The sequence below is a fragment of the Hafnia paralvei ATCC 29927 genome (assembly GCF_001655005.1).
Lineage (GTDB): Bacteria > Pseudomonadota > Gammaproteobacteria > Enterobacterales > Enterobacteriaceae > Hafnia > Hafnia paralvei.
In genome coordinates this window covers 1-15,809 of the sequence record NZ_LXET01000031.1, presented here as the reverse complement: position 1 = coordinate 15,809, position 15,809 = coordinate 1, and the positions used below count along the sequence as shown (strand labels likewise).

Sequence of the window (15,809 nt, the reverse complement as noted above, 5' to 3'; positions counted from 1 at the left end):
GGGCTGGAAGGGGGTGCCAAGCTGGGGTGTTGGGGGGCAGCGATTGGCCCCCCAACTCGGACGCCTGCACGGAGTGCATGTCTGTTTCGGTGCTTTAGGCGTACGAAATATTACACATCCCCCAGCGACTCCCCCTCCCCCTAGTGTGCCTGCTCCTGCTGCGCAAACTTCAGCTCAATCAGCGCAATGGCTTTTTGCACACCGCGTTTGGTCACGGGGTCGATGCTGGCCTTATCGAAATTTATGCTCTTCAGTTGCTTGGCCATTTTTTCACGCACTTCGGTTGGCGCGATAACATCAATAACGTCTAGAATCTGCTTGATAACCAGTTGGCAAGCAACCAGATCGGATGCCAGTTCTTCACTCTCAGTCAGCATCTGAGACATACCATTTCCTTTTCATTTTTCTGTCTATAAATTCGCTGGGGATTTGCCCCCAGCCATAAAATTACATGAAGGGCTTCGGATCGCCGGCACCCACACGCACCACTTCTGGAGAGTCCTCGGTCAGATCGATAACCGTCGTTGGCTGCTGTCCCAAGAAACCACCGTGGATAACCAAATCGACGACTTTACCCAAAGCGTCCTGAATTTCTTCCGGATCCGATTCGGCAAAATCATTGCCTGGCAGCATCAGCGTGGTCGACATCAACGGCTCACCCAGCGCAGCCAGCAGATCCAAGGCGATGGGATTTGACGGCACACGTAAACCGATCGTCTTACGCTTTTCGCTCATCAAACGACGAGGCACTTCTTTAGTGGCCTTAAGAATGAAGGTATAGTGACCCGGCGTATTATTCTTGATCAGGCGGAACGCGGTGTTATCCACAAACGCGTAGGTGGAAATCTCTGACAGATCGCGGCACACCAGCGTGAAATTATGATTGCTGTCCAGATTACGAATACGACAGATCCGCTCCATAGCGTTTTTTTCACCCAGCATACAGCCCAATGCATAGCCCGAATCCGTTGGATAAACGATAACGCCGCCCTTGCGCAGCACTTCGACGCATTGGCTAATCAAGCGCGGCTGTGGGTTATCGGGATGAATATAAAAAAGCTGACTCATAGTAATTCCTCATTATTCAAGGCATTGCTGGTCGTATTCACCGGCAAAAGCACGGCTTACCAATTTTGCCATACAGGCGCAACGCCCGTTGGGAGCCACAATCTGCGGCCCAACTCAATCCAAGAACAGGGCTGATGAAAATCAGAACCCTGCGATGCTAATAGTTCAAACTGCAGCGCATAGGCTGCCAACTGCGATCGTTCGTTCGGCGCTTGCTGGCACTGTGCGACTTCCATCGCATCGCCGCCCCACTGTTTAAAGTTCGCTAACAGTCGCTTTAGCCATTTATTACTGAGCTGGTAGCGCCCCGGATGTGCAACCACGGCCAGACCACCCGCATGGTGGATGGCGCAAATCGCTTCTTCAATTGTACACCACTGTGGCGGTGCGTAACCCGTTTTGCCGCGCGCCAGATAATGTTTGAACACGCCGCCCATGTTGGTAGCATAACCTTGCTCAACCAGATAGCGTGCAAAATGCCCTCGCGTGATCTCGGCGCCACCGGCAATGCGCGTGGCTCCTTCTAAAGCCCCAGGAATACGCGCTTTCTCCAAACGTAGTGCTATTTCTTTGGCCCGCGCCTGACGTCGCTCAACCTGGGCCGCCAGCAACGTTTGCAACGCTGGATCGGTGATATCCACATTTAGCCCAACGATGTGAATCTCGTGATTTTCCCACAGGGTCGAAATCTCAACGCCCGCGATAAGCTCCAGTTCTAACTCTAAATCAATGATGGCTTGGCGCGCGGCAGGAAGCCCCACCGTAGTGTCATGATCCGTGATAGCGAGCGTTGTCACGCCCATTTCTACCGCACGCGCCACGAGCTCTGCCGGTGACAATAAGCCATCTGATGCCGTCGTGTGGCTATGCAGGTCATATAGCATGGTGGGTGACAGTGTCACTTCATCCGATTCAATCTGTGTATCTTGCAAAATAGCCATCCTATTGCGGTATCTCGCTCTATCATACCTAGTATGCTTTGCACTACGCCAACCTAATCTCCCTTAACCTCATTGCCGCAACCTCTCCGGTGTCACTTTGTTCATTAAGCATGTGAAATTAATTCATTGAAAAGCTATTGACACACAACCATCAAACTAGTTTACTAGTACGCAGGTTCGGAACGATAGACCTTCTCGGTTTAAATAGCGGGTCATAAAAAATATCGCTCTGACAATAAATTAAGGTGAACACAATGCGAAATGATTCTTTGAACGGCTCATTAATGAATAAGGTACCGATGCTTTCTGCGCGCTGGTGGCGTGACTCATTCAGTTGGGCGGTGTAGCTGCATATCGGATTTGAGGATCCCCTATCACCACCGCCCGCACCTTGCGGGCTTTTTTATAGCCAAATTTGAAGAAAGACCACCAGTGAATAAGCGGATATGACGATGAATTCTACCAAGCCAGCTTTAACCTTATTGACGCAAACAGCGGCCTATCGTAACGACCCTACGGCGCTGTTTCACCAGCTATGCGGTGCTCGTCCGGCAACGCTGCTGTTAGAGTCCGCTGAAATTGATAACAAACAAGATTTGAAAAGCCTGTTAGTTATCGACAGCGCATTGCGTATCACCGCTCTGGGCCGCAGCGTGACCATTCAGGCACTGACCGAAAACGGTCGCAGCTTGCTACCATTACTGGATGCAGCGTTGCCATCAGACGTTGAAAATGACATTCATCCTAATCAGCGTGTGCTGCACTTCCCCGCCATCGACACCCTACAGGATGAAGACGCTCGGTTAAAATCACGTTCAGTGTTCGATGCGCTGCGTACATTACTCACGCTGGTGACCGTTCCTGCACAGGAGCGTGAAGCGATGTTTATCGGGGGTTTGTTTGCCTACGATCTCGTCGCGGGCTTCGAAAACCTCGCGGCATTAAATAGCGATCAGCGCTGCCCGGATTTTTGCTTTTATCTGGCAGAAACGCTGCTGGTGTTAGACCACCAGCATCACAGCGCGCGTCTTCAGGCCTCTATTTTCACCCATAACACGGCAGAAACTCAGCGCCTGCAAGCACGTTTACATCAGCTCACCCAGCAGATGACGCAAGAAGCCGAGCCTATCACACACCCTAACGTTGAAGACATGCAGTTGAGCTGCAATCTTAGCGACGAGGCTTTTGGTGCCGTGGTGAGCCAGATGCAGCAGGCCATTCGCATCGGTGAAATCTTTCAGGTGGTTCCTTCTCGCCGCTTCAGCCTACCTTGTCCTTCACCGCTGGCGGCCTACCACACGCTGAAGCACAGCAATCCAAGTCCGTACATGTTCTTTATGCAGGACAACGATTTCTCTCTGTTCGGCGCTTCACCGGAAAGCGCATTGAAATATGACGCCACTAACCGCCAGATAGAAATCTATCCGATTGCAGGTACGCGTCCGCGCGGACGTCGTGCCAATGGCGAACTGGATCGGGATTTAGATAGCCGCATCGAACTGGAAATGCGCACCGACCATAAAGAACTGGCCGAACATTTAATGCTGGTTGATCTGGCGCGTAACGATTTGGCGCGTATCTGTGAGCCCGGTTCTCGTTATGTCGCAGACCTGACTAAGGTCGATCGTTATTCCTTCGTGATGCATTTGGTTTCCCGCGTGGTCGGCACGTTACGCCAAGATTTAGACGTTCTGCACGCCTATCAAGCCTGTATGAATATGGGCACGCTAAGCGGAGCGCCGAAAATTCGTGCTATGCAGCTGATTGCAGAATTCGAACAAACTCGTCGCGGGAGCTATGGCGGAGCCGTGGGATATTTCACCGCGCATGGCGATCTGGATACCTGCATTGTGATCCGCTCCGCCTATGTGGAAGACGGTATCGCTACGGTACAAGCCGGTGCTGGAGTGGTACTGGATTCCGTGCCTCAGGCCGAAGCTGATGAAACCCGTAATAAAGCCCGTGCCGTGCTGCGAGCCATCGCCACCGCTCATCACGTTAAAGAGGTGTTCTAATGGCTGACATTCTTTTGCTCGATAACATCGACTCTTTTACCTACAACTTGGTCGATCAACTGCGTTCTAGCGGCCATCGCGTCGTGATTTACCGTAATCAAATTCCTGCGGAAGTCATCATCAATAAGCTGACTGAAATGGAAAATCCTGTGCTGATGCTGTCGCCGGGGCCAGGAACGCCGTCTGAAGCGGGCTGTATGCCTGAGCTGTTGAACAAACTGCGTGGAAAATTGCCTATTATCGGAATTTGCCTCGGTCATCAAGCCATCGTCGAAGCCTATGGCGGACACGTTGGGCAAGCCGGAGAAATCCTGCACGGTAAAGCCTCATTGGTTGAACATGACGGCGAAGGCATGTTTAGTGGCTTACCTTCACCGCTTCCGGTCGCGCGCTACCACTCACTGGTGGGAAGCCAAATTCCGGCCGGATTAACCGTTAATGCCTCCTTCAATGGGATGGTGATGGCCGTTCGTCACGACGATGAACGTGTGTGTGGTTTCCAATTTCACCCTGAGTCCATTCTCACAACCCAAGGCGCTCGTCTTCTTGAACAGACGCTTGAGTGGGCGTTGGTCTAAACAATGATTTTCTGAATATCAGTTGTCGATTAGAAGCAAACAAAATCAAAAGACTAACGAAAAAAATTGCGGAGAAAACACCATGCAAGCAGCACTTATCAAACCGAGCATTTTTGAGCAGCAATCCATTTTGGACAAACTGTTTACGTCTCAAACCATGAGTCAGGAAGAGAGTCATCAGCTGTTTGGCGCGATTGTGCGTGGCGAACTGCAAGACAGCCAACTGGCCGCGGCACTGATCAGCATGAAAATGCGCGGCGAGCGTCCAGAAGAGATCGCCGGAGCCGCCAGCGCGTTACTGGCCGACGCACAGCCATTCCCCCGCCCTGACTACGATTTTGCAGATATCGTTGGTACCGGCGGTGACGGCACCAACAGCATTAATATCTCGACCGCCAGCGCTTTCGTCGCCGCCAGTTGCGGAGCCAAAGTGGCTAAACACGGTAACCGAAGCGTCTCTAGCCGCTCTGGCTCTTCGGATCTGTTGCAAGCTTTCGGTATCCGTCTCGATATGAGCGCCGAAGATTCTCGTCAGGCGCTAGACGATTTAAACGTCTGCTTCCTGTTTGCACCGCAGTATCACACCGGGTTTCGCCATGCTATGCCGGTGCGTCAGCAGCTCAAGACCCGCACTATTTTTAACGTACTGGGCCCATTGATTAACCCAGCACGTCCACCCAAAGCCCTGATCGGTGTTTATAGCCCCGAGTTAGTTCTGCCGATTGCGCAGGCATTAAAAGTATTGGGTTATCAAAACGCCGCCGTGGTTCACGGCGGAGGAATGGACGAAGTGGCGATTCATGCCCCTACGCTGGTAGCCGAACTTCATCAGGGCGAAATCGAAAGCTACCAGCTTTCACCGCAGGATTTCGGCTTAGAAAGCTATTCGCTGAATGCGTTACAGGGCGGAACACCAGAAGAAAACCGTGACATTCTGGCGCGCTTATTACAAGGTAAAGGTGATGCAGCGCACGCTGCGGCCGTCGCCGCAAACGTTGCTTTGCTGCTGAAATTGTTTGGTCAGGATAATCTGCGCCATAACGCGCAACTGGCACTGGAAACCATCAGAAGCGGAACAGCATTTGAGCGAGTCACCGCACTGGCAGCACGAGGCTGAGTATGTTGCAAGGAAATCTGTCACCACAACGTTCATCACAAGAACAAGAAACTGTCTTAAATCGCATCGTTCGCGACAAAGCCATATGGGTTGAAGCCCGTCAGTCTCAACAGCCGCTGGAAAGCTTCCAAGCTAGCATTGTCCCTTCATCGCGTTCGTTTTATGACGCGCTGTCTGGCAACAGAACCGCCTTTATTCTGGAATGCAAAAAGGCATCACCCTCTAAAGGTGTGATCCGCGAAAACTTTAACCCGGTAGAAATCGCCACGCTGTATCGCGATTTTGCCTCAGCGATTTCCGTATTGACCGACGAAAAATATTTTCAGGGTGATTTCGATTATTTGCGTCAGGTCAGTGCCACCGTGCATCAACCGGTATTGTGCAAAGATTTTGTAATTTCTGCGTACCAAATTTATCTGGCCCGCTTCTATCAGGCCGATGCCATTTTGCTGATGCTCTCCGTTCTCGATGACGAGCAGTATCTGCATTTAGCCGCCATCGCCCACAGTCTCCAAATGGGCGTATTGACTGAGGCCAGTAACGAAGAAGAACTCGAGCGCGCCATTGCATTAAAGGCCAAAGTTGTTGGCATCAATAACCGAGACTTACGCGATCTGTCGATTGACCTCAATCGTACGCGTCAGATGGCGCCACGGTTGCCGCAAGGTGTCACCGTGATCAGCGAATCAGGTATTCATACCTACAGCCAGATTCGTGAGTTAAGCCATTTTGCCAACGGCTTCCTGATCGGTAGTGCATTGATGTCCGAACCTGATTTAAGTCTGGCGCTGCGCCGTGTGCTGCTGGGTGACAACAAAGTATGTGGTTTGACGCGTGCAGAAGATGCCGCCTCTGCTTATAGCGCGGGTGCCGTCTACGGCGGTTTGATTTTCGTCGGCAGTTCACCGCGCTACGTGGATATTTCCCAAGCACGAGAAGTGATTGCTGCAGCACCGCTAAAATACGTCGGTGTATTCCGTAACGCCAAGCTGGAAACGGTACGTTTGACCGTGGAGCGTTTGGGACTCTATGCGGTTCAACTGCATGGCGATGAATCACAGGAATATATTCGCGAATTGCGACAGCTGTTGCCAATTAACTGCCAGATCTGGAAAGCCATGCGCATTAACGATGCTATTCCGGCACGCAATTTACTCCATGTCGATCGCTATGTTTTCGATAACGGTAACGGCGGCACTGGACAGGCTTTTGATTGGAATCTACTGCAAGGAAAAACGCTGGATAACGTCATGCTTGCCGGTGGGCTCAACGCCAGTAACTGCGTTATGGCTGCCAAGCTGGGTAGCGCTGGGCTGGATTTCAACTCTGGTGTGGAATCCGCGCCGGGGCAAAAAGATCGGCAAAAGCTGGAGGCGGTATTTCAAACGCTGCGAGCTTACTAGTTCACGCTAGCAAAAGAACTCATCAATAAAGAAAAGCGACAGGCCTGCTTTAGCCTGAAATTGCCAAATACGAAGAATGGACAGGACGGGAAAAACAATGACTTTATTAAACCCCTATTTCGGTGAATTTGGTGGAATGTACGTTCCCCAAATATTAATGCCCGCATTAAATCAGTTGGAAGAAGCTTTTGTTAGCGCCCAGAAAGATCCTGAGTTCCAAGCTCAGTTCATCGATCTGCTAAAAAACTATGCGGGACGCCCTACCGCGCTCACGCTGTGCCGTAACTTAACCAAAGGCACTAAAGCCAAGCTATACCTGAAACGCGAAGATTTGCTGCACGGCGGCGCGCATAAAACCAATCAGGTATTAGGGCAGGCGCTGCTGGCCAAGCGAATGGGTAAAACCGAAATTATCGCCGAAACCGGGGCTGGGCAGCACGGCGTTGCCACCGCTCTGGCCTGTGCGTTGCTGGGACTGAAATGCCGCGTCTATATGGGTGCGAAAGACGTTGAACGTCAGTCGCCTAACGTGTTCCGTATGCGCCTGATGGGGGCGGAAGTTATTCCGGTACACAGTGGCTCAGCCACGCTAAAAGATGCGTGTAATGAGGCGCTACGCGACTGGTCTGGCAGTTACGACAAAGCGCACTATTTGCTGGGCACCGCAGCGGGTCCACACCCTTACCCAACTATTGTGCGTGAATTCCAACGCATGATTGGCGAAGAAACCAAAGAGCAGATCCTTGGTTTTGAAGGCCGTCTACCGGATGCCGTTTTGGCCTGCGTCGGCGGCGGATCTAACGCCATCGGCATGTTTGCTGACTTTATCGTCGAAGAGTCGGTACGCCTGATCGGCGTCGAACCTGGCGGTTTAGGTATCGAGACGGGACAGCACGGCGCACCGTTGAAACATGGCAAAGTGGGCATCTACTTTGGTATGAAATCACCAATGATGCAGACTGAGGAAGGCCAAATTGAAGAGTCTTACTCTGTCTCTGCGGGTCTGGACTTCCCCTCTGTCGGTCCACAACATGCCTATTTGAACAGCATCGGTCGTGCTGATTACGTATCAATCACCGATGATGAGGCGCTGGAAGCGTTCAAACGTCTGTCGCGTGAGGAAGGGATCATTCCAGCGCTGGAGTCTTCACATGCTCTCGCCCACGCGCTGAAAATGATTGAGCAAGATCCCGATAAAGAACAATTGCTGGTGGTGAACCTGTCAGGCCGCGGCGATAAAGACATTTTTACCGTTAACGATATTTTGAAAGCGCGGGGAGAAATCTGATGGAACGCTATCAACAACTGTTTGCCGGATTAAAAGAACGCAAAGAAGGGGCTTTCGTGCCTTTTGTGACCTTAGGCGATCCCACTCCGGCGCTCTCTTTAGAGATTATTAATACCTTAATTGACGCGGGTGCCGATGCGTTAGAGCTGGGGATCCCCTTTTCCGATCCGCTAGCTGACGGCCCCACCATTCAAGACGCTACGCTGCGCGCTTTTGCCGCGGGCGTCACTCCGACCGTATGCTTTGAAATGTTGGCCGAGATCCGCAAAAAACATCCCCACATTCCAATCGGTCTGCTGATGTATGCCAACTTGGTGTTCCACAATGGCATTGACGAGTTTTATCAGCGCTGTGCCGAAGTTGGGGTCGATTCTGTATTGGTTGCCGACGTTCCGCTGGAAGAGTCAACGCCGTTCCGTCAGGCTGCACTGCGCCACGGTATCGCGCCGATCTTTATCTGCCCGCCTAACGCCGACGATGCGCTGCTGCAAGGCATCTCAGAGCAGGGGCGCGGCTATACCTACCTGCTCTCACGAGCAGGTGTTACCGGTGTTGAAACCCGCGCACAGCTGCCGTTGCATCATTTGGTGGCACGCTTGGGTGAATTGAGCGCTCCTCCTGCGTTACAAGGCTTTGGCATTTCTGAGCCGTCGCAGGTGAAAGAAGCGCTGGATGCTGGCGCCGCAGGTGCAATTTCAGGTTCGGCCATTGTTAAAATCATTGAGACAAACCATCACCATCCTGACGTTATGCTCAAAAAACTGCACGACTTTGTCAGCGGAATGAAAGCGGCTACGCGCCGCTAAGATAAATGTAAGCTCAACAACCGTGCTGTATTCGTACCGCACGGTTTTTTTATATTAGTGAAGCTTACATATTGATAACCCTATTTTTTAAAAATGGATTATAGTGATTACGGATGGTTCAACGAATAATCATTAGATTACGTTTTGAATTGCCATGCCAACAATAAACTGCAAGGAGAGACATTGATGAAATGGGTTAAAGCGATTACCACTTTTTGCGCAGCGGCGATTTTTTCTGTTGCGTTGGCGGGTTGCGCACCAACAGCGAAACAGGAAGGAACCGGCGGTTATATCGACGATACCGTCATAACAACCAAAGTTAAATCTGCACTGCTGGCTGAAAAATCTCTCAAATCCACCGAGATCAGCGTTGAAACCTTTAAAGGCCGCGTTCAGCTCAGCGGTTTCGTGACGTCTTCTGCTGATGCTAACCGTGCCGTCGCCGTGGCTAAAACGGTGAAAGGTGTACGTACGGTAGAAAATGATATGCGGATTAAATAATTCGCTCTGACGATCAAAAAAGGCGCTAAAGCGCCTTTTTTATTGTCTGTAACTTTTGTCTGTAACGTTACTTTAAAACTACAGGGTCTGTAACACTGGCCGTTCTTACTGTTCCTGCTACACGTCTCTATTTAGAAACGGTAACCCACGGCAAACATGAATACAAACGGGTCTACGTGTGTATCAATGTTTTGTTTTTGGTTGTTGCTATCTCTGAACTTAATGGTGGTATCGATATCCATGTACCACAATGAGGCGTTGATCATCCAATCTTTATCAACCATGTAGTCCAGACCAACCTGACCCGCTGCACCCCATGAGTTGTCTACGCTCAAATCGTGCAAGCCTAAGCTTTTTCCGGTGTTATTGAACTTCGCATCATAGAAATTCGTGTAGTTAATACCCACACCCACATACGGACGCAGCTTGTCTTCAGCCTTACCAAAGTACCATTGAGCCATCAGCGTCGGTGGCAACTGACGAGAGGAAGCAATATCCCCCGTCGCCTGCAAGCCCACTTTATGCTGGAACGGCGTCGCACCTAACAGTTCAACCCCAATGTTATCGGTGATCAGATAGCTGAAAGTCAGACCAAGCTGGGTATCGTTATCGATCTTGAACCCACCCAGTCCCATCACGTTTTCACTGCTTTCCGTTGGACGTACGGTTGCGGTACCGGCACGGACAATAAAGTCACCAGCCTGATGAGCCATAGCAAAAGACGGTGCCAGCGTAGCTGCCACACATAGCGCAAGTGTTAGTTTTTTCATCATCCCTTCCCTTTATATGGTTATCACTGCGTGCAGGAATATACCCAAAAAGGATGATTCATGATTTAACACAGATCACATGAATGACATTGTTTTTGACAAAATGACATAAAATAAACATGCATTAAATATATGATTTTAATGAAATTGATTTAGATCAATTTTAACCAAATATCAACATTCATCACGCATCAAACCGAAGGGTGTTGACCTAAGATTAACCTCAGAGTAATTTTTTTATTCCGATTGTTTTGGTTCGAAGCCATAAGGAGTGGTGGGAAATCAAGATGAGTAACACTTCAACTATTTCAACGCTGATACAACCTAATCCATGTATATCCTGCGGCGCTTGCTGCGGCTATTTCCGTGTTTCATTTTACTGGGCCGAGGCAGATGATGCCGGTGGCTGCGTGCCCGCATCACTCACTGAGCAGGTGAATCCGTATCTTCGCTGTATGCAGGGAACCAACAGTAAAAAACCACGCTGTGTGAACCTGCGCGGTGAAATCGGCCAGCAAGTCATGTGTGCCATGTATGAAAACAGACCGTCGCCTTGCCGTGAATTTGAGCAGTCATGGGAATATGGTGAACGCAATGAAGCCTGCGATCGTGCTCGGGCAGCCTATGGGTTGCCTCCCCTTGCCCCCAACAACGTAGAAGAAATCGCCAGTAGCATCGCTACGGGGTGCCACTTACCCGGTTAACAAGGTACAATCGGCGCACATTCATTATATTGATATGCCCTAATACCGTGAAGCAGTGACGTTGTTCGATACTGCTTCACGCCAACGGGGATCGTTGCCACTGCCAAGGAGCGCCTGCATGCCAATCACGGCCCGTACACTGTACCGTGACACCTTCAACTTTTTCCGCCATCAGCTAAGCACGCTGTGCTTGTTAGCGCTGTTAACCGCGTTTATTTCGGTGATATTAAATCAAGCGTTTACTCCAGGTGCCGATGACCTGAGTATTCTGGCTGGTGCTGATGGTACTCTGTCCTCGGGTATGGGGCTGCAAGAGATGGTGCAACAAATGACGCCTGAGCAACAGATGGTGTTATTGAAAGTCTCTGCCGCGGCCAGTTTTTCCGCCCTCATTGGCAATGTGTTACTGCTAGGCGGCATGCTGGCACTGATCCCATTGGTTTCGCAGGGACAGCGTATCAGTGCGTTGCGCGCCATTGGCGCTTCTGCACCGATGTTACCGCGTCTGCTGATACTGATGTTCCTGTGCACCCTAATGGTTCAACTGGGAATTACCGCATTTATCGTACCGGGTATTGTGCTAGCCGTTGGGCTAGCGTTAGCGCCAATGATTATGTCTGGAGAGAAAGCGGGTATATTCACGTCGATTCGTAGCAGTTTCCGTCTGTCATTTGCCAACGTCCGTTTGATTAGTCCAGCCATTATGCTGTGGCTAGCGGCGAAATTGGCGCTGTTACTGCTGGTTGGTGTGCTTTCTGCCCTCCATCCAACCATTGGCATGGTGATTATAGGCGCGCTGAGCAATCTGATTTCTGCGCTGCTCATTATCTATTTATCTCGTCTGTACATGCTGGTGAAACAAAGTGCTTAATCGAATCTGATGACAGCGCGTTGTGACTAATATTGATATAAAAAAACGCCCGATGGATTTATTTCATCGGGCGTTTTCATTAGTTTGGCATTCAACTATTAATCAGAACGGATAGTCGTGATACCCCATCTGCTCGGAAATGTTACGCGCGGCAGTATGCAGCATCGTCACATATTCATGTTTAGCATCTTCGGAGAAACGAATTGTCGGGAATGAAATACTTAGCCCTGCAATCACAACACCAAAGCGATCAAAGACGGGAACGGCGATGCAGCGCAACCCCTCTTCCTGCTCTTCGTTATCCTCACCGAAGCCTTGTTGTTTCACCATATCTAAGGCAACCAGCAACTCTTCTGGCGTCAAAATGGTTTTGTCTGTGCTACGTTTGAATTCAATCTGAGAGATAATTTCTTTTGCTTCTTCACGATCGCGCCACGCCAGCAGCACTTTACCAATCGCAGTACTGTGCAGCGGATTGCGACGCCCGATGCGCGAATACATGCGCAGATTGTACATCGAATCGATTTTATGAATGTAGACAATGCCATCTTCATCCAGCGCCCCTAAATGGATCGTTTCACGCGTTAAACGTGAAAGCTCGCGCATTTCGATATCCGCACTGCGAATAAGATCCACGTTTTGTAACGCATGGGCACCCAACTCAAATAACTTCAGCGTCAGCGAATACTTTTCTGACTCACTCTCCTGCGATACATAACCAAGAGATTTCATGGTTTGCAGAAAACGATACACGGTACTTTTAGACATCATCACTCGCTGAGACAGCTCGGTGATGCCTATTTCGCGCTCTTCGGTGAGCGCCTGTAAAATCCCAAACACTTTGAGTACAGAAGAGACCGAATCGGGTTGTTTATCTATATCTGTTGACATTGTATTTCTTTACCCTATCAGATGATTAAATCGAACCTATGTTTCATTATAAAAGGAACAGCTTCTGAAAGACAGCCTGTTAAACAGGTTGCAGCACGGTTTAAACGTTTCCGCACATCCGCAGGTTTGTTACAAACAAAGCCGTGTGTGACGATGGTCTCATTTGATAATTAACGTTATAGTTGCGATCTTGACCAATAATCCTCTAATTATCATTACTCAATGAAATCAACCCCAAATGACGGTGTTCCTTTACCACAACGCTACGGTGCCATTTTAGCCATTGCACTCGGCATTACTGTGGCGGTACTCGATGGCGCGATTGCCAACGTTGCCTTACCGACCATTGCTCGCGATCTGAATGCCTCAGCCGCAACGTCGGTCTGGATCGTCAATGCCTATCAGCTTGCGATAACGATTTCTCTGCTTTCGCTCGCGTCACTGGGCGATATCATCGGCTATCGCAAAGTGTATCTCACCGGCCTGTTGGTATTCAGCGTTACCTCACTGGGATGTGCCATGTCTGATTCACTGTGGACACTGACGCTTGCTCGTGTGCTGCAAGGCTTTGGTGCCGCTGCCGTAATGAGTGTTAACGTGGCGCTAGTGCGACTCATCTATCCACAGCGTCACCTTGGGCGCGGCATGGGGATTAATGCGTTAATCGTTGCCGTTTCTGCCGCCGCAGGCCCCTCGGTTGCCGCTGCAATCTTATCCGTCAGTAGTTGGCCATGGCTGTTTGCAGTAAATGTCCCTATTGGCATTGCCGCTTTTATTTGTGGTATGAAGTTTCTCCCTAAAAATCCACCGAAAGTCGGTAAACCCAAATTTGACGTCTATAGCGCACTGCTGAATGCGCTCACCTTTGGCTTATTAATCTCAGCCATCAGTGGCTTTGCCCAACGCCAAAACAGCCTGCTACTGCTGGGTGAAGTCGTGATTATGCTGGTAGTGGGAACATTGTTTGTACGCCGCCAACTCACGCAAGAATTCCCGTTACTTCCCGTTGATCTGCTGCGTATTCCCATTTTTTCTTTATCAGTGGGAACCTCAATCTGTTCTTTTAGTGCCCAAATGCTGGCCTTTGTTTCGCTTCCGTTCTTCCTACAAACCGTTCTGGGTAAAACGGAGGTCATGACCGGCCTGCTGCTCACCCCGTGGCCCATTGCAACCATGATCATGGCTCCGATTGCCGGACGCCTGCTTGAGCGTTTCAACGCTGGGCTACTCGGTAGCATCGGCTTAGCGCTATTTGCCGTTGGGCTGCTGTCTCTAGCGTTGCTGCCCGCATCGCCTTCGGATCTCGATATTATTTGGCGCATGGCATTGTGTGGCGCAGGGTTTGGTATTTTCCAGTCGCCAAACAACCACACTATGATCTCTTCCGCACCACGCCACCGCAGCGGAGGTGCCAGCGGTATGCTCGGCACCGCTCGTCTGCTTGGGCAAACCAGCGGTGCTGCATTAGTCGCACTGATGTTTAATCTGTTTGGCAACCACGGCACGCATTCATCTCTGCTGCTTGGCGCCCTGTTTGCACTTTGCGCCGCCATCGTCAGCAGCTTGCGTATTCGGCAGCCAAAGCCGTTGGCGCAATAACACCATAAAAAAGGGGATCCCTCTCGGGATCCCCTACCAAAATGATAAGAATCATCGCAATACACCGCGTTATGCTGTGATGCTTATCAGCTCGGTTTCGTTATTTGATGAAACCACGCAGTTCGCCATGTCGAACAATCCCCTGCAAAAGCACTTCATCGCTGATGATGTCAAATAGCGATAGCGTATTACCATCTCTTTTCTCCTGATTCTTATTGTAACGCGCAATTTCCCCCCACTCTTCAAACGCCCGTGGATGGTGCTGCTTAATGAAGGCCAATAGCGTAATCAGTGTCACCGCGCTAGCTGGCATATTCGTCACCGAACCATTCAGGTAATTGAAGATAGTATTACGAGGAGCATTCAATAACGTAGTGAGCTCTGTCTTCGTCATTCCCAATTCGTTAAAAACCCTAGTGAATTCGTTCACTTAATTTGTTCCTAATAGGTTAATTTTCTGGTTTTGCTATTTTATCAAAGCCTTGATGATACTGAAAGTTTTTCATGTTGAAGAATTCTCTTCATACAATGACTTAACTAAAATCAGAATATATACAGTTAATAACAAGAACAATAAATAATCCCATTAAGAACAAAAAGCGTTGTTATCTTTTTGTTGAATGAAAAATAAGTATTGATAGATATTTTATATGCGCCTAAATTTCACTCCATCAGGAACATTTTTACGTCTGCAAAAAACCAACATCGCAAAACAACTTTCTTTAGGTCTATCTCTTTATGAAGCGCAAAATAACTTTCATCGCTGTTGTAATCGCTAGTTCTTTCGTTGGAATGGCGCAAGCTCACTTAAACCTTACCGATGCATTAGGGGGCTCATCAGATGAAGCTGTAGCCTTTAGAAAATGGGTGTTAGCTACTCATAAAATTGATTCATCGGTTTTTGATTACTCGAATAATGCCCAAAATACCTTCGTTAACTCACCGACAACGAATATTGGTAACTCTAACCAGACTGCGCATAACCTGCTTGATAACCACAATTACGATCTGCAGACCTATTGGATCCCTCAATTTGAGTCCGCATGGTCAGAATTGCCAAAACCGACAAATACGACAACAACACCTAGTGGCAATTATAATCGTGGCGGTACACCGACCTATTCCATACCGGACAACACGCCTAAGCCAGTTTATTATGGCCCGACGCAGCGCCCAAATACCTCAGTAGAAATAGAAAATGCAAAACCAGAAACACCACATTTAGACGGTCAGCATAACGTCGAGATTAACCCTGCT

Annotated in this window: 15 protein-coding genes and 1 pseudogene; 10 read left to right on the top strand and 6 right to left on the bottom strand. The window is 49.6% G+C overall.

Translation table 11 applies throughout. The features are described 5' to 3' along the window. Positions 1 to 140 precede the first annotated feature (140 nt). The 3 genes from M988_RS08675 to rnm form a co-directional block, all read right to left on the bottom strand. Complete coding sequence (locus M988_RS08675) at positions 141 to 386, bottom strand: DUF2766 family protein (RefSeq protein ID WP_008813663.1); 246 nt, start codon at positions 384 to 386, stop codon at positions 141 to 143. Between the two features lie 61 nt (positions 387 to 447). Continuing rightward, the gene (locus M988_RS08670) at positions 448 to 1,068 is read right to left on the bottom strand and encodes an L-threonylcarbamoyladenylate synthase (protein ID WP_061059979.1); all 621 of its coding nucleotides are present in this window, start codon (positions 1,066 to 1,068) and stop codon (positions 448 to 450) included. Positions 1,069 to 1,124: 56 nt separating this feature from the next. Next, complete coding sequence (gene rnm / locus M988_RS08665) at positions 1,125 to 2,009, bottom strand: RNase RNM (RefSeq protein ID WP_039186512.1); 885 nt, start codon at positions 2,007 to 2,009, stop codon at positions 1,125 to 1,127. Between the two features lie 452 nt (positions 2,010 to 2,461). Between rnm and M988_RS08660 the strand changes: the two genes are divergently transcribed. From M988_RS08660 to M988_RS08630, 6 genes and pseudogenes are all read left to right on the top strand, one after another. Continuing rightward, positions 2,462 to 4,024 (top strand): anthranilate synthase component 1, encoded by a 1,563-nt coding sequence (locus M988_RS08660; protein WP_064573698.1) that lies wholly within the window; start codon positions 2,462 to 2,464, stop codon positions 4,022 to 4,024. After that, positions 4,024 to 5,719: pseudogene (gene trpD / locus M988_RS23345) on the top strand (anthranilate phosphoribosyltransferase). Before M988_RS08660 ends, trpD begins: the two are co-directional and overlap by 1 nt. Before the next feature lie 2 nt (positions 5,720 to 5,721). Beyond that, positions 5,722 to 7,122, top strand: coding sequence for a bifunctional indole-3-glycerol-phosphate synthase TrpC/phosphoribosylanthranilate isomerase TrpF (trpCF, locus tag M988_RS08645; protein ID WP_064573690.1), 1,401 nt, complete (start codon positions 5,722 to 5,724; stop codon positions 7,120 to 7,122). A 97-nt stretch (positions 7,123 to 7,219) separates the two neighbouring features. Beyond that, a complete protein-coding gene (trpB, locus tag M988_RS08640; protein ID WP_008813670.1) occupies positions 7,220 to 8,410 on the top strand; it encodes a tryptophan synthase subunit beta in 1,191 nt (396 codons plus the stop codon). Beyond that, positions 8,410 to 9,216: a tryptophan synthase subunit alpha gene (trpA, locus tag M988_RS08635; protein ID WP_064573686.1), complete on the top strand. Its 807-nt coding sequence runs from the start codon at positions 8,410 to 8,412 to the stop codon at positions 9,214 to 9,216. The genes trpB and trpA overlap by 1 nt, the downstream gene beginning before the upstream one ends. Positions 9,217 to 9,402: 186 nt before the next feature. Further along, positions 9,403 to 9,717 carry a BON domain-containing protein gene (locus M988_RS08630; RefSeq protein ID WP_004093191.1) on the top strand — a complete coding sequence of 105 codons (315 nt, stop codon included), beginning with the start codon at positions 9,403 to 9,405 and terminating at the stop codon, positions 9,715 to 9,717. Positions 9,718 to 9,848: 131 nt separating this feature from the next. Here the strand turns inward: M988_RS08630 and ompW are convergent, their stop codons facing one another. After that, complete coding sequence (gene ompW / locus M988_RS08625) at positions 9,849 to 10,487, bottom strand: outer membrane protein OmpW (protein ID WP_020303723.1); 639 nt, start codon at positions 10,485 to 10,487, stop codon at positions 9,849 to 9,851. 287 nt (positions 10,488 to 10,774) lie between these two features. Here ompW and M988_RS08620 point away from each other — a divergent pair, with 287 nt between their 5' ends. Next, positions 10,775 to 11,191, top strand: coding sequence for a YkgJ family cysteine cluster protein (locus M988_RS08620; protein WP_008813673.1), 417 nt, complete (start codon positions 10,775 to 10,777; stop codon positions 11,189 to 11,191). 118 nt (positions 11,192 to 11,309) lie between these two features. Then, positions 11,310 to 12,062 (top strand): YciC family protein, encoded by a 753-nt coding sequence (locus M988_RS08615; RefSeq protein WP_008813674.1) that lies wholly within the window; start codon positions 11,310 to 11,312, stop codon positions 12,060 to 12,062. Between the two features lie 102 nt (positions 12,063 to 12,164). On the opposite strand, the gene kdgR is transcribed toward M988_RS08615, so the two are convergent. Continuing rightward, positions 12,165 to 12,953: a DNA-binding transcriptional regulator KdgR gene (gene kdgR, locus M988_RS08610; RefSeq protein ID WP_039186502.1), complete on the bottom strand. Its 789-nt coding sequence runs from the start codon at positions 12,951 to 12,953 to the stop codon at positions 12,165 to 12,167. A 222-nt stretch (positions 12,954 to 13,175) separates the two neighbouring features. On the opposite strand from kdgR, the gene M988_RS08605 reads away from it, so the two are divergent. Continuing rightward, entirely contained in the window at positions 13,176 to 14,552 is a 1,377-nt protein-coding gene (locus M988_RS08605; RefSeq protein WP_064573684.1) for an MFS transporter, read from the top strand. 100 nt (positions 14,553 to 14,652) lie between these two features. Here M988_RS08605 and M988_RS08600 read toward each other — a convergent pair whose 3' ends face one another. Further along, on the bottom strand, positions 14,653 to 14,946 hold the full coding sequence (locus M988_RS08600) for a hypothetical protein (RefSeq protein WP_082919434.1): 294 nt from the start codon (positions 14,944 to 14,946) through the stop codon (positions 14,653 to 14,655). 344 nt (positions 14,947 to 15,290) lie between these two features. On the opposite strand from M988_RS08600, the gene M988_RS08595 reads away from it, so the two are divergent. Next, positions 15,291 to 15,809: hypothetical protein (locus M988_RS08595; RefSeq protein WP_156518160.1), on the top strand; the 519-nt coding region annotated here is incomplete at its 3' end.

What these genes read in the sequence shown, in the direction of transcription:
- ompW (WP_020303723.1), bottom strand. Translation starts at nt 10,487, where the DNA reads ATGAAAAAACTAACACTTGCGCTATGTGTGGCAGCTACGCTGGCACCG.
- trpCF (WP_064573690.1), top strand. Translation starts at nt 5,722, where the DNA reads ATGTTGCAAGGAAATCTGTCACCACAACGTTCATCACAAGAACAAGAA.
- M988_RS08620 (WP_008813673.1), top strand. Translation starts at nt 10,775, where the DNA reads ATGAGTAACACTTCAACTATTTCAACGCTGATACAACCTAATCCATGT.
- kdgR (WP_039186502.1), bottom strand. Translation starts at nt 12,953, where the DNA reads ATGTCAACAGATATAGATAAACAACCCGATTCGGTCTCTTCTGTACTC.
- M988_RS08600 (WP_082919434.1), bottom strand. Translation starts at nt 14,946, where the DNA reads ATGACGAAGACAGAGCTCACTACGTTATTGAATGCTCCTCGTAATACT.
- rnm (WP_039186512.1), bottom strand. Translation starts at nt 2,009, where the DNA reads ATGGCTATTTTGCAAGATACACAGATTGAATCGGATGAAGTGACACTG.
- M988_RS08630 (WP_004093191.1), top strand. Translation starts at nt 9,403, where the DNA reads ATGAAATGGGTTAAAGCGATTACCACTTTTTGCGCAGCGGCGATTTTT.
- trpA (WP_064573686.1), top strand. Translation starts at nt 8,410, where the DNA reads ATGGAACGCTATCAACAACTGTTTGCCGGATTAAAAGAACGCAAAGAA.
- M988_RS08615 (WP_008813674.1), top strand. Translation starts at nt 11,310, where the DNA reads ATGCCAATCACGGCCCGTACACTGTACCGTGACACCTTCAACTTTTTC.
- M988_RS08675 (WP_008813663.1), bottom strand. Translation starts at nt 386, where the DNA reads ATGTCTCAGATGCTGACTGAGAGTGAAGAACTGGCATCCGATCTGGTT.
- M988_RS08605 (WP_064573684.1), top strand. Translation starts at nt 13,176, where the DNA reads ATGAAATCAACCCCAAATGACGGTGTTCCTTTACCACAACGCTACGGT.
- trpB (WP_008813670.1), top strand. Translation starts at nt 7,220, where the DNA reads ATGACTTTATTAAACCCCTATTTCGGTGAATTTGGTGGAATGTACGTT.
- M988_RS08670 (WP_061059979.1), bottom strand. Translation starts at nt 1,068, where the DNA reads ATGAGTCAGCTTTTTTATATTCATCCCGATAACCCACAGCCGCGCTTG.
- M988_RS08660 (WP_064573698.1), top strand. Translation starts at nt 2,462, where the DNA reads ATGAATTCTACCAAGCCAGCTTTAACCTTATTGACGCAAACAGCGGCC.